Origin of the sequence: Nocardia sp. CA-151230 (genome assembly GCF_050942175.1) — a bacterium.
Lineage (GTDB): Bacteria > Actinomycetota > Actinomycetes > Mycobacteriales > Mycobacteriaceae > Nocardia.
This window is the reverse complement of the sequence record NZ_CP192061.1, coordinates 939,233-950,180: the sequence shown is the minus strand read 5'-3', so window position 1 is coordinate 950,180 and position 10,948 is coordinate 939,233. Positions and strand designations below refer to the sequence as shown.

The following is a 10,948-nucleotide window of genomic DNA, read 5'->3' as shown; positions in this document are numbered from 1 at the left end:
GCCCGGCGCGGTTGTATCACCATCCGGAATCGGTGGCCCCGCCCCGCCGCGACTGTGCCACATCGGTATTCGCATCCCCTTCGCGATAACCATCCAGGCGCTGCGGCGATTTGGGCGGCGCGGTGGACACCACCGGCGGTTCCGGAATCGCGAGCTCCTTGCTCAGGTCGGGCATGCCGGGCACCAGGTCGGCGAGGGTGGGCAGCCGCTTCCGGTTCTGCGACACCGGAGCCATGATGTCGCGGCCGCGACGGGCCACCTCGGCGGCTGCCTGCTGCGCGGCCTCGGTGACCGCCCGGGCGATCTCCGAATAGTCGAGATCCTCGATGTCGGAAGAGAATCTGGTCTCGATCACTGTGCCGTCGGCGTTCACCGTGACCGTCACCCGCTTGCGCACCGTGACCGACGCGGTCAGCGCCGCACGCTCGCGCTGCAGCCGGGTGATGAGGCGCATCTGCTCACCGAAGCCGTCGAGGATCTCGGCCAGCTCGGCCTTCTGACGCTCGTTGCTCATTGCGCGGCCTGCTGGAAGCCTTCGCGGTTGGCCTCTTCGGTGCGCTCCAGCTCGTCGGCCGAATCCTTTTGCGACTTGGAGAAATTCGCGAACGTGCCCGCCATGTTGGTCGCGCCCTCGAGGATGTTCTTCTTGCTGGCCAGATAGCCCTGATCGCCATTCGCGAACTGATTGCCGAGCGAGTCGTTGCCCCACGGCGTGCCGAGCGCGTCGGCCTGAGCGGTGAAGGTGTTCACCACGCCGTTGATGCCGTCGCGGACTTCACCGGTCTTCTCGGAGGCCTTCATCAACAAGTCCCGGTAGGACTCCAACCGACCACTCATGACGAGGACCCTTTCAGCTCCCGGCAACCAGTCAGTTGCCGGAAGTTGAACGGAGAGTGGTGATCCGGGGGACACGGCCGCGTCAGCGTCGTGTCCCCCGCGTCGATCAGACGAATTCCTGCTGTTCCCCGCGAGCCTCCATGTGCATCAGAATCTGCGCGATGACACCGTCGAGGTGCTCGATGAACCGGCGATTGTCCACGCCGACAGCGGACTTCACCTCCGGATCGAGATCGATCAGATAGCGGCCGTCACCGGGCAGATCCCGCCACACCAGGGTGGAGACCGCGACACCTCGGGGTCCGTATTTGGAGCGGCCCTGCAGAATCTGCATGGCCCCGGTCTGGTCGGCCGGAGTCGAGAAGAAACGCAGACTGCGGGTGTCGACGGATTCCTCGAAGGTGTCGAAGGCCGAAGCACGCGGCGCCTCATAGGGATCCGGCGGCGCGGGCTCGGTGGCGATCGGGATCGCGGTCGACTGGCCGGGCTCGACCTCGGGGAGCTGCGCCACCAGCAATGCCGACAAGTCCTCCGGGTCGCACTCGATCATCGTGACGCCGCCGCTGTGCATCGTCGTCTCGCCGGGCTTCTGGATCAGCATGCAGGCGCGGCGGCCGCGCCGCGCCCCGTGCACCACCAGATGCTTTGCCGGATTGTCGATATCCGCGTCGTGCCAGCCGTGCACACCAACGAAAACCTCCGGGTTGCAGACGGCTTCGAACACCGCGCGGAACTGCGTATCGAGTCGCCGGTCGAGGTCCTCCTGGGCCGCCAACAGCTCACGGTCGTAGACGTCGGGATCCATGGTCCGGCTCGTGTACACCAGCGGCGACGGGATCGCGCCCTGCCGGTACAGATTGCACAGGACCCTGAACTCGAGGTCGGTGAACTCCCAGGTCATGCCTCGACCACCGGGTTCCCTTCGACGACGCCCTCGATGGTCTGCCCGAGACCCCGGATGAAGTCGACGTGTTCCGCCTCGGGTTCCGCCCCGGCGGTCGCGATCCCGGTCGCGATCGGCGCGGCCGAGTCCGACGGCGCGGCCACGACACCCACCAGCGGCTCCAGACCGGCACCCGGGCCCGAAGCTCCGCCGAACAGGTTGGTCAGACCGGCCAAGGGCGAATTGGTCACGGCGGCTGCGGGAATCTCGTTCGCCAGACCCGAGTGGGGCGTGGTCACCGCGCCCAGCGGCGTGGTGTCGCCCGGCAATCCGGCGGTCGGTGTCGGCGTCTGCGGGGTGGTCCCCGACAGGCCCAGCAGTTGCGACAGCTGCGTCACCTTCGACGGGTCCTGCTCGATCGCGGTGAACGCGGTCGTCAGCTTGTCCTCGGGCACGCCCAGCGCGGTCGCCAATGTCGACAGATCGGTGGAGTGCATCGAGTCCAGCGCCTGCAGGATGGACGGCAGCTGCTGGGCCAGCGTCGAAATGCCGGTGCTCGCACCGCTGACCAGCGAACTCAGCAGGCTGGTGAGCGACGACATATCCGAACCGCCGGAGCTGCCGCCGGTCGAGGTGTTCTGCGGCTGTGACTGATTCGGGAAGCTCTGGTTGGAACCGTTCGGGTTGGAACCGTTGGGATTCGAGCCGTTCGGGTTCGTGCCGTTCGGATTGCTGCCGTTCGGGTTGGAACCGTTGGGGTTCGGATCCTTGACGTCCTTGAGCGGAGGAATCTTGGGGTTCGGGGCCGGAGTGCCACCACCGGCGTTCGGAGTGCCGCCACCGGCGTTCGGGGTACCACCACCGGAATTCGGCGTGCCGCCACCAGGGTTCGGATTGGGGTTGGCGTTCGGATTGGGGTTCGGGTTCGGATTAGGGTTGGGATTCGGGTTCGGATTGGGGTTGGGGTTGGGGTTGGGGTTCGGATTGGGGTTGGGATTCGGCTTGGGCTTGTCGACCGGCGCCGGAACGGGAACCGAAGGGGTCGACTGCACTGTGTGGTTCATGCCGTCGACGTAGTGGTCTTGGTAATAGCCGCGGTAACGGTCCAGCTCGCCCTGCTTGTCACAACTCCACGGCTGATGCGGACCCTCGTACGGCATGGCCGCCGCGGTCTGGATCATCCAGCGGTTGGTGTACCGCATGACCTGGGACGCGTTGTCCATGGTGTCGAGCAGCGGCTGAATGCTGTTGCAATAGCTCGTCACCGCGGCTTGCGCGGCGCTCGCGCCATCACTGCGCCACTTGCTCTGCAGCGCCTGGACCTTGTTGTCGAAGTCGGTGAGGCTGCCGTCGACCTTGGTCTTCAGCAGCTTGTAGAGCTCATAGGCGTTGTTGTACGGATCGGGCTTCATATCCTGCCCGAGGTTGTACAGCTGCTCCCAGCTCCTGGTGTCTTTGGGCTCCGGACGTACGGAGTAGGACTCCTTGCCGCCCTTGTAATTCTTCAGGCTGTCCGGGTAGCTGTCGTCGGCCGAATCGTCGTAACTGTCGGGCGACTTCTTGTTCGGGATGTCGATGTTCAGGTTGGTGGCGGTGTCCGGCGCCGAGGTGTGCAGGTACCGCAGGTTGTCCGCCGACATGTGGTCGGTGTTGACGTAGTTCCGCCCCGCCTGATTGAACGTGTCGATCATGTCCCGCAGGATGGCGATATGCGTGGTGAGCGCATCCGACATGTGCGTGCCGATCGCACCGAGATACGTGGCCAGCGTCTTGCCCGACTCCTGATCGCCGATCGGGCCGATATCGGTGAGATGACCGTCGATGATCTGCTGGTAGTACAGCAGATCGCCCACCAGAGTCGCCGCGGCCTGCGCTCCCTGCTCCGCCGCGCCCGGCTCGAATTCCAGGTGACCGGAATTCGCCTGGTCTTTCAGCGTCGGCCAGGCCGTCTGGTCCTTGTCCTTGTATTTGTCTTTGTTATCAGGTGCCATCGCTAACTACTGTCGCTCCGCCCGTTGCCAGCTGAAGATGCCAGCACAGCCTACTGCTGTGAACTCCCAGTGGCGCACAAGGAAATTCGGGGCATGCGCGGCCGTCCCAGGGTAGCCAAGCGAGCGTGACTCGGCTATCTGGGAAGATCGATTGTCATGCGAGTACTGGTGCAGCGTGTGACATCGGCTCAGGTGACCGTCGACGGCGAGGTGGTCGGACGGATCGATCCGGCAGCACACGGCGCGCCCCACGGGCTGGTGGCCTTGGTCGGCGTTACCCACACCGACACCGAGGGCACCGCGAAAGCGCTGGCCGACAAACTGTTCCGATTGCGGATTCTGGATGGGGAGCGCTCCGCCGCCGACCTGTCCGCGCCCATTCTGGTGATCAGCCAATTCACTCTCTACGCCGATACCGCCAAGGGCCGTCGCCCCTCGTGGAACGCCGCCGCCCCCGGGCCGGTCGCGGAACCGCTGGTGGACACGTTCGCCGCAGCCCTGCGCGCACTCGGGGCGACGGTCGCCACCGGACGGTTCGGGGCGCATATGCATGTCGAGCTGGTCAACGACGGCCCCGTCACCATCCTGCTCGAAAGCTGACCAGGGACAACAACCCCCCGCGGCTAGGGTGGTGGGCATGCTGCTGTGGATCAATGGGCCCTTCGGCGGAGGGAAGACGCACACCGCGTACGAGCTGCATCGGCGGTTGCCCGGGAGTGTGGTGTGCGATCCCGAGGAGGTCGGGTTCGGGCTGCATCGGGTCATTCCGAAGGAGTTGCGGCCGGATTTTCAAGATCTACCGGCCTGGCGACAGGGCGTTTTCGAGACGCTCGATCTGGTGTTGAGCAAGCATGATGGGCCGGTGATCGCACCGATGACCGTGGTCGAGCCCACCTACTTCGCGGAGACTGTCGGGCGATTGCGTGAAAAAGGGTATGAGGTTCGGCATTTCGCGCTGATGGCGCGGCCCGAGACGGTGGTGCGGCGGCTGCGAGAACGCGCGCTGGGCGGCTTGCGGCACGAGAGTTTCGCGGTCGAACGGGTCGACCATTGCCTGAACGCGCTGGCCGCACCGGAATTCGCCGAGCACATCCACACCGACGAGCTAACGCTGCGTGAGGTCGCTGATCGGATCGCCACCACCTGCGGCCTCACCCTGACCCCGAACACCGACGGCCCGCTCCGCACCGAGCTTCGCCGAGTCCTGTTGGGCATCAGGCATATTCGCCTGTTCTGAACCGAGTAGTCAGCGGACCATTTCGACGTCAAGCTCGCCACGATGGAGTCGTCGAGGTCCGGCAGGCTGTCGTCGACGAACGCGCGGGCGAAGTCCGAAGTCTGCCAACGGAAGACGACCGGGTATGCGGTAAGGCGGGCGGGACCAGATGGATCAGGACGTGGGCGTGAGCAGCTTCAGGACCCGCTCCACCAGGGCTGTGTCGCAGTGCTCCACCACCTCGGTGATCCGGCCGTCCGCCATGGTGAACAGCAGGCAGTAGGTCTGGCGGTAGGGCTCGCCGGCGAGAGTGGTGGCGTAGCCGCGGGCCTGGACCACCACTCGGTCGCCGTCGGCCAGGATCAGATCCGCCTCCATGCGGTAGGTGCCGGCGAACTGGCCCATGAGGGGACGTAGGAGACCTTGCACCACAGTGGTTTTCGGACCCCAGGTGCCTGACCAGGACCATGACCCGGGGAACGTCCAGCGGCAATCGTCGGCCATGGCGTCGGTCAGGGCGCGACCGTTGCCCAGAGCCAGCTGCTCGAAGACGGCTCGGATGAGTTCTCTGTTGTCCGTGGTACTCACGTGGTTGTCCATGGTGCTCATACGCTCGACGCTACGAGCGGTGGGGGCATGCGAACAGCGAGAATCCCGCATACCCGGTATCACGAACCCGCATGGGTCGGAGGAGACTATTTCGGGGGGATAAACGCGGACCGTGCCGCCGACCATTACCGCTGCGGAAACCACCTGCGGCAGACCTGCTTCGGTCAGATAGATTGCGGAAACCGTTGGCAGGCTTCGTGAATCGATCGCGCGAAGGGAGCCATCGGAGGACATCGGCCGGCAGAGCGGGCCGGAAACGACCGCACCCGCTTCGGCCTGGGGCCGAAGCGGGTGCGGAAAGTGCTGTGCGGAGCCTACTCCGGGCGCAGTGTCAGGATGCGCGGACCGTTTTCGGTGACCGCTACCGTGTGCTCCCAGTGGGCGGCTCGGGTGCCGTCGTCGGTGACGACGGTCCAGTTGTCGTCCAGCTCATGGGTTTCCGTGGTGCCGAGGGTGAGCATGGGCTCGATGGCGAGGACGGAGCCGACGCGGAGTTCGGGGCCCTTGCCGGGTGCGCCCTCGTTGGGCAGGAACGGGTCCATGTGCATTTCGCGACCGATGGCGTGGCCGCCGTAACCGGCGACGATGCCGTACTTGCGGTCGTGCAGCTTCTCGGCGGCGTAGGTGCCCTGCTCGATGGCGTGCGAGACGTCCGAGAGCCGGTTCCCCGGGAGCATGGCGGCGATGCCGGCCTCCATGGACAGCCGGGTCGCCTCGCTGAGCAGGCGGTCCGCCTCGATGATGGTGCCGACGCCGAAGGTCCACGCCGAATCGCCGTGCCAGCCCTCGAGGATGGCACCGCAGTCGATGGACACCAGGTCGCCCTCGGCGAGGATCTCGTCCTTGGACGGGATGCCGTGCACCACTCGGTCGTTCACCGACGAGCAGATGGAACCCGGGAAACCGTGGTAGCCCTTGAAGGACGGGATCGCCCCGGCCTCACGGATGACCTGCTCGGCCACCTCGTCCAGTTCCCAGGTGGAGACGCCGGGCGCCGCGGCGGCTCGCACCGCCACCAGCGCGCGGCCGACGACAGCGCCGGCAGCCGCCATGGCGTCCAGTTCACCGGCGGTCCGGAAGGGCACCGCCCGCTTGCTCTTGCGGCCGAAGACCATTCAGCGACCCAGGGCCTTCAGCGTCCGCTCGTTGACCTCGGCGACCTCGCCGATGCCCTCGACCGAGACGACCTGGCCGTCGTAGTGCTCCAGCAGCGGCTCGGTCTCCTCGCGGTAGACACGCATACGGTTGCGGATGACCTCTTCGGTGTCGTCGCCGCGGCCACGGGCCAGCATGCGCTCGACCACCACGTCCTCGTCGACCACGAAGGAGATGACGGCGTCGAGCTCCTTACCGGCCTCCTTGAGCATCTTCTCCAGAGCCTCGGCCTGATCCACGGTGCGCGGGTAGCCGTCCAGGATGAAGCCGTTGACAGCGTCCGGCTCGGCGATGCGCGCCTCGACCATGCGGTTGGTCACGTCCGACGGGACCAGGTTGCCGGCGTCCAGGTACTGCTGTGCCTCGCGGCCCAGCGGAGTCTGCTCCGCGATATTCGTGCGGAAGAGGTTCCCGGTAGAGATGTGCGGAACACCGAGCTTTTCCGACAACAGTTCGGCCTGGGTGCCTTTACCGGCACCGGGCGGTCCGAGCAGTACGAGTCTCACTTCAGGAACCCTTCGTAGTTTCGGTTCATCAACTGGCTCTCGATCTGTTTCACGGTATCGAGGCCGACGCTCACAATGATCAGCACGGAGGTACCGCCGAACGGCAGGCTGGACACGCCGCCACCTCCGGAGCCGATGCCCAGCAGCAGGTTCGGTAGCACAGCAACAGCGCCGAGGTAGAGCGAGCCGGGCAGGGTGATCCGGCTCAGGACGAAGTTCAGGTAATCGGCGGTCGGCTTGCCCGGGCGGTAGCCGGGAATGAAGCCGCCGAACTTCTTCATCTCGTCCGCGCGCTCCTCCGGATTGAAGGTGATCGCGACATAGAAGTAGGTGAAGAACACGATCAGGGCGAAGTAGATCGCCACATAGACCGGGTTACTCGGGTTGACCAGGTACTTCTGGATCAGCTCCTGCCACTTGGCAGGGTTACCCGAACTCTTCTGGGTCAACTGCGCCAACAGGTTCGGCAGATACAGCAGCGAGGACGCGAAGATGACCGGGATGACACCCGCCTGGTTCACCTTCAACGGCAGATAGGTCGAGGACCCGCCGTACATCTTCCGGCCGACCACGCGCTTGGCGTACTGCACCGGAATCCGGCGCTGGCCCTGCTCGACGAAGATGACGCCGACGATGACCACCAGGGCGGCGAAACCGACCAGAATGGTGGTGACCAGGCCACGGCTGTCGTAGATCTGCTTGCCCTGTGACGGAACTCGCGCCGCGATACCGGCAAAGATCAACAGCGACATACCGTTACCGATGCCGCGCTCGGTGATCTGCTCACCGAACCACATGACCAGGGCCGCGCCCGCGGTCATGACGAGCACGATGATGATCATGCCGAAGATCGAGGTGTCGTCCAGAATGTCCTTCTGGCAGCCACGCAGCAGCTGACCGCGGGAGGCGAGCGCGACCAGACCGGTCGACTGCAGCACGGCCAGCGCGATCGACAGATACCGCGTGTACTGGGTCATCTTGTTCTGACCCGACTGGCCTTCTTTGCGCAGTTCCTCGAACCGCGGGATGACGACCGTCAGCAGCTGGATGATGATGCTCGCCGTGATGTACGGCATGATGCCGATCGCGAACACGGACAGCTGCAGCAACGCGCCGCCGGAGAAGAGGTTGATCAGCTGGTAGATGCCGGCGTCATTACCGCCGTTGACCAGGTTGATGCATTCTTGAACGTTCTTGTAACTGACGCCCGGCGAGGGTAGCGACGCACCGAGCCGGTAGAGCGCGATCAGTCCCAGCGTGAAGAGAATCTTCCGCCGTAAGTCCGGGGTCCGGAAAGCCGACACGAAGGCGGAAAGCACAGATCCTCCTGGCTAACGACATGGGTCAGGCCACGGATTCAGCGATGGGCTGGTTTAGCCGAAAAACGCCGAGAACCATGACGGTGTTGGCAGACAACACTTGAACTCTAACAGCGGCACCGGGCGAGCTCGCGACTCGCCCGGTGCCATTGCTATTTCAGGTTACCGTCAGGCCAGCTCGGTGGCAGTGCCACCCGCCGCAGCAATCTTCTCCTTGGCGGAGCCGGAGAACTTGTCGGCCGAGACCTGAACGGCCACAGCGATTTCGCCCTCGCCGAGCACCTTCACGAGCTCGTTCTTGCGAACGAGGCCGTTGGCGACCAGCTCGGCCTTGCCGATGGTGCCGCCCTCGGGGAACACGCGGGCGATGTCACCGACGTTCACGACCTGGTACTCGGTGCGGAACGGGTTGGTGAAGCCCTTGAGCTTGGGCAGACGCATGTGAATCGGCATCTGACCGCCCTCGAAGCGGACCGGGACATTCTTGCGAGCCTTCGTACCCTTGGTACCGCGGCCCGCGGTCTTGCCCTTCGAGCCTTCACCGCGACCCACACGGGTCTTCTCGGTCTTGGCACCGGGGGCAGGACGCAGGTGGTGCAACTTGATGGTCATGCTTAGACCTCCTCAACCTGAACGAGGTGGCGCACGACGTTGATCAGGCCGCGATTCTGCGCGTTGTCATCACGCACCACGGACTTGCGGATACCGCGCAGCCCGAGGGTGCGCAGCGAGTCCCGCTGATTCGCCTTGGCGCCGATGCTGGACTTGACCTGGGTCACTTTCAGCTGTGCCATATCAGACTCCCTGTCCCGCGCGCGCACGCAGCATGCCGGCCGGGGCCACGTCCTCGATCGGCAGACCGCGGCGAGCGGCGACCTCTTCGGGACGCTGCAGCATCTTGAGAGCCGCAACGGTGGCGTGCACGACGTTGATGGCGTTGTCGCTACCGAGCGACTTGGCCAGAACATCATGGATGCCCGCGCATTCCAGCACGGCACGGCACGCGCCACCGGCGATCACACCGGTACCGGGCGAAGCCGGACGCAGCATGACGACACCGGCGGCCGCCTCACCCTGAACCGGGTGGGTGACGGTGGAGCCGATCATCGGAACGCGGAAGAAGTTCTTGCGAGCCTCTTCGACACCCTTCTGGATGGCCGCGGGAACTTCCTTGGCCTTGCCGTAGCCGACGCCGACGAGACCGTTGCCGTCACCGACGATCACGAGGGCGGTGAAGCTGAAGCGACGACCACCCTTCACGACCTTGGAGACGCGGTTGATCGCGACGACGCGCTCGAGCTGGTTCTTCTCGGCGGCATTGTCGCGGCGGTCGCCACCGCCGCGGCGGTCGCGACCGCCACCGCGCTGATCGCGGTTGTCGCTGCCACCATTCTGTCCGGCGGGACCGTTTCCGCCGTCGCGCCGCTGACGTCCCGGCATCAGACGTTCCTTCCGTTCGCAGTGTTGATCATCAGAACTTCAGCCCACCTTCACGGGCGGCGTCAGCGAGAGCCGCGATACGGCCGTGGTAGTCGTGACCACCACGGTCGAACACGACCGCCTCGACACCGGCAGCCTTGGCGCGGGCGGCGATCAGCTCGCCGACCTTGGCGCCCTTGGCGGACTTGTCACCCTCGACAGCACGCACATCGGCCTCGATGGTCGACGCGGCGGCAATGGTCTTGCCGGCGGAGTCGTCGATCAGCTGGGCGTGGATGTGGCGCGAGGAGCGGTTGACCACCAGGCGCGGACGCGCGGTGGTGCCGACGACCTTCTTGCGCAGACGGAAGTGACGACGCGTCTTGGACAGGCGGCGCGCGGTCGAGGCGTCCTTGCCGATCGGCTTGCGAGCGGCCTTCTGCTTTTCGGTTTGTGCCATGGCTTACTTACCCGTCTTTCCGACCTTGCGGCGAACGACCTCGCCGGCGTAGCGGATGCCCTTGCCCTTGTACGGATCGGGCTTACGCAGGCCGTGGATCACCGCGGCGATCTGGCCGACCTTCTGCTTGTCGATGCCGGACACCGAGAACTTGGTCGGGGACTCCACCGCGAAGGTGATGCCCTCGGGCGCGTCGACCGGAACCGGGTGGCTGTAGCCCAGGGCGAACTCGAGGTTCGAGCCCTTGGCCTGCACGCGGTAACCGACGCCGAAGATTTCCATCTTCTTCTCGTAGCCCTTGGTCACACCCTCGATCATGTTGCTGATCAGGGTGCGGGTCAGGCCGTGCAGCGAGCGGTTCTGACGCTCGTCGTTCGGACGAACGACCTCGAGCTCACCGGACTCGGCCTTGACGACGGTGATCGGCTCGGCGACAACGTGGGAAAGGGTGCCCTTGGAACCCTTGACCGTCACGTTCTGGCCGTCGATGGTCACCTCGACGCCGGCGGGAACCGGGATCGGCTTCTTACCGATACGCGACATTGTTCCTACC

The 10,948-nt window shown here is 65.2% G+C and carries 15 protein-coding genes; 2 read left to right on the top strand and 13 right to left on the bottom strand.

The features are described 5' to 3' along the window. Positions 1 to 16: 16 nt before the first annotated feature. The 4 genes from ACQP1O_RS04205 to ACQP1O_RS04190 form a co-directional block, all read right to left on the bottom strand. Positions 17 to 514: a YbaB/EbfC family nucleoid-associated protein gene (locus ACQP1O_RS04205; RefSeq protein ID WP_433564575.1), complete on the bottom strand. Its 498-nt coding sequence runs from the start codon at positions 512 to 514 to the stop codon at positions 17 to 19. Beyond that, positions 511 to 837: a hypothetical protein gene (locus ACQP1O_RS04200; RefSeq protein WP_433564574.1), complete on the bottom strand. Its 327-nt coding sequence runs from the start codon at positions 835 to 837 to the stop codon at positions 511 to 513. The genes ACQP1O_RS04205 and ACQP1O_RS04200 overlap by 4 nt, the downstream gene beginning before the upstream one ends. 106 nt (positions 838 to 943) lie before the next feature. Beyond that, positions 944 to 1,738, bottom strand: coding sequence for an ESX secretion-associated protein EspG (locus tag ACQP1O_RS04195; RefSeq protein WP_433564573.1), 795 nt, complete (start codon positions 1,736 to 1,738; stop codon positions 944 to 946). Next, positions 1,735 to 3,711: a hypothetical protein gene (locus tag ACQP1O_RS04190; protein ID WP_433564572.1), complete on the bottom strand. Its 1,977-nt coding sequence runs from the start codon at positions 3,709 to 3,711 to the stop codon at positions 1,735 to 1,737. The genes ACQP1O_RS04195 and ACQP1O_RS04190 overlap by 4 nt, the downstream gene beginning before the upstream one ends. Positions 3,712 to 3,867: 156 nt before the next feature. On the opposite strand from ACQP1O_RS04190, the gene dtd reads away from it, so the two are divergent. Together dtd and ACQP1O_RS04180 are read left to right on the top strand one after the other, a co-directional pair. Then, on the top strand, positions 3,868 to 4,311 hold the full coding sequence (dtd, locus tag ACQP1O_RS04185) for a D-aminoacyl-tRNA deacylase (RefSeq protein WP_433564571.1): 444 nt from the start codon (positions 3,868 to 3,870) through the stop codon (positions 4,309 to 4,311). 37 nt (positions 4,312 to 4,348) lie between these two features. After that, complete coding sequence (locus tag ACQP1O_RS04180; RefSeq protein ID WP_433564570.1) at positions 4,349 to 4,948, top strand: AAA family ATPase; 600 nt, start codon at positions 4,349 to 4,351, stop codon at positions 4,946 to 4,948. 153 nt (positions 4,949 to 5,101) lie between these two features. On the opposite strand, the gene ACQP1O_RS04175 is transcribed toward ACQP1O_RS04180, so the two are convergent. The 9 genes from ACQP1O_RS04175 to rplF all read right to left on the bottom strand — a co-directional run bounded on the left by ACQP1O_RS04175 (position 5,102) and on the right by rplF (position 10,938). After that, positions 5,102 to 5,536, bottom strand: coding sequence for a nuclear transport factor 2 family protein (locus ACQP1O_RS04175; RefSeq protein WP_433564569.1), 435 nt, complete (start codon positions 5,534 to 5,536; stop codon positions 5,102 to 5,104). Positions 5,537 to 5,850: 314 nt separating this feature from the next. Continuing rightward, positions 5,851 to 6,651 carry a type I methionyl aminopeptidase gene (gene map / locus ACQP1O_RS04170; RefSeq protein ID WP_433564568.1) on the bottom strand — a complete coding sequence of 267 codons (801 nt, stop codon included), beginning with the start codon at positions 6,649 to 6,651 and terminating at the stop codon, positions 5,851 to 5,853. Beyond that, positions 6,652 to 7,197, bottom strand: a complete 546-nt coding sequence (locus ACQP1O_RS04165; protein WP_433564567.1) for an adenylate kinase — start codon at positions 7,195 to 7,197, stop codon at positions 6,652 to 6,654. Next, positions 7,194 to 8,516: a preprotein translocase subunit SecY gene (secY, locus tag ACQP1O_RS04160; RefSeq protein WP_433564566.1), complete on the bottom strand. Its 1,323-nt coding sequence runs from the start codon at positions 8,514 to 8,516 to the stop codon at positions 7,194 to 7,196. The genes ACQP1O_RS04165 and secY overlap by 4 nt, the downstream gene beginning before the upstream one ends. Positions 8,517 to 8,684: 168 nt before the next feature. Then, positions 8,685 to 9,128 (bottom strand): 50S ribosomal protein L15, encoded by a 444-nt coding sequence (rplO, locus tag ACQP1O_RS04155; RefSeq protein WP_040855287.1) that lies wholly within the window; start codon positions 9,126 to 9,128, stop codon positions 8,685 to 8,687. A 2-nt stretch (positions 9,129 to 9,130) separates the two neighbouring features. Further along, positions 9,131 to 9,310 carry a 50S ribosomal protein L30 gene (gene rpmD / locus ACQP1O_RS04150; RefSeq protein ID WP_433564565.1) on the bottom strand — a complete coding sequence of 60 codons (180 nt, stop codon included), beginning with the start codon at positions 9,308 to 9,310 and terminating at the stop codon, positions 9,131 to 9,133. A 1-nt stretch (position 9,311) separates the two neighbouring features. Continuing rightward, positions 9,312 to 9,956: a 30S ribosomal protein S5 gene (rpsE, locus tag ACQP1O_RS04145; RefSeq protein WP_433564564.1), complete on the bottom strand. Its 645-nt coding sequence runs from the start codon at positions 9,954 to 9,956 to the stop codon at positions 9,312 to 9,314. Positions 9,957 to 9,987: 31 nt separating this feature from the next. Beyond that, a complete protein-coding gene (rplR, locus tag ACQP1O_RS04140) occupies positions 9,988 to 10,395 on the bottom strand; it encodes a 50S ribosomal protein L18 (protein ID WP_433564563.1) in 408 nt (135 codons plus the stop codon). 3 nt (positions 10,396 to 10,398) lie between these two features. Further along, a complete protein-coding gene (rplF, locus tag ACQP1O_RS04135) occupies positions 10,399 to 10,938 on the bottom strand; it encodes a 50S ribosomal protein L6 (RefSeq protein WP_433564562.1) in 540 nt (179 codons plus the stop codon). Between the last annotated feature and the right edge of the window lie 10 nt (positions 10,939 to 10,948).

Bases quoted from the DNA above. Each gene is read 5' to 3' on its own strand.
- rplF (WP_433564562.1), bottom strand. From the start codon at position 10,938: ATGTCGCGTATCGGTAAGAAGCCGATCCCGGTTCCCGCCGGCGTCGAG.
- rpmD (WP_433564565.1), bottom strand. From the start codon at position 9,310: ATGGCACAGCTGAAAGTGACCCAGGTCAAGTCCAGCATCGGCGCCAAG.
- ACQP1O_RS04205 (WP_433564575.1), bottom strand. From the start codon at position 514: ATGAGCAACGAGCGTCAGAAGGCCGAGCTGGCCGAGATCCTCGACGGC.
- ACQP1O_RS04195 (WP_433564573.1), bottom strand. From the start codon at position 1,738: ATGACCTGGGAGTTCACCGACCTCGAGTTCAGGGTCCTGTGCAATCTG.
- map (WP_433564568.1), bottom strand. From the start codon at position 6,651: ATGGTCTTCGGCCGCAAGAGCAAGCGGGCGGTGCCCTTCCGGACCGCC.
- ACQP1O_RS04190 (WP_433564572.1), bottom strand. From the start codon at position 3,711: ATGGCACCTGATAACAAAGACAAATACAAGGACAAGGACCAGACGGCC.
- ACQP1O_RS04180 (WP_433564570.1), top strand. From the start codon at position 4,349: ATGCTGCTGTGGATCAATGGGCCCTTCGGCGGAGGGAAGACGCACACC.
- ACQP1O_RS04200 (WP_433564574.1), bottom strand. From the start codon at position 837: ATGAGTGGTCGGTTGGAGTCCTACCGGGACTTGTTGATGAAGGCCTCC.
- rpsE (WP_433564564.1), bottom strand. From the start codon at position 9,956: ATGCCGGGACGTCAGCGGCGCGACGGCGGAAACGGTCCCGCCGGACAG.
- rplO (WP_040855287.1), bottom strand. From the start codon at position 9,128: ATGACCATCAAGTTGCACCACCTGCGTCCTGCCCCCGGTGCCAAGACC.
- rplR (WP_433564563.1), bottom strand. From the start codon at position 10,395: ATGGCACAAACCGAAAAGCAGAAGGCCGCTCGCAAGCCGATCGGCAAG.
- ACQP1O_RS04175 (WP_433564569.1), bottom strand. From the start codon at position 5,536: ATGAGCACCATGGACAACCACGTGAGTACCACGGACAACAGAGAACTC.
- dtd (WP_433564571.1), top strand. From the start codon at position 3,868: ATGCGAGTACTGGTGCAGCGTGTGACATCGGCTCAGGTGACCGTCGAC.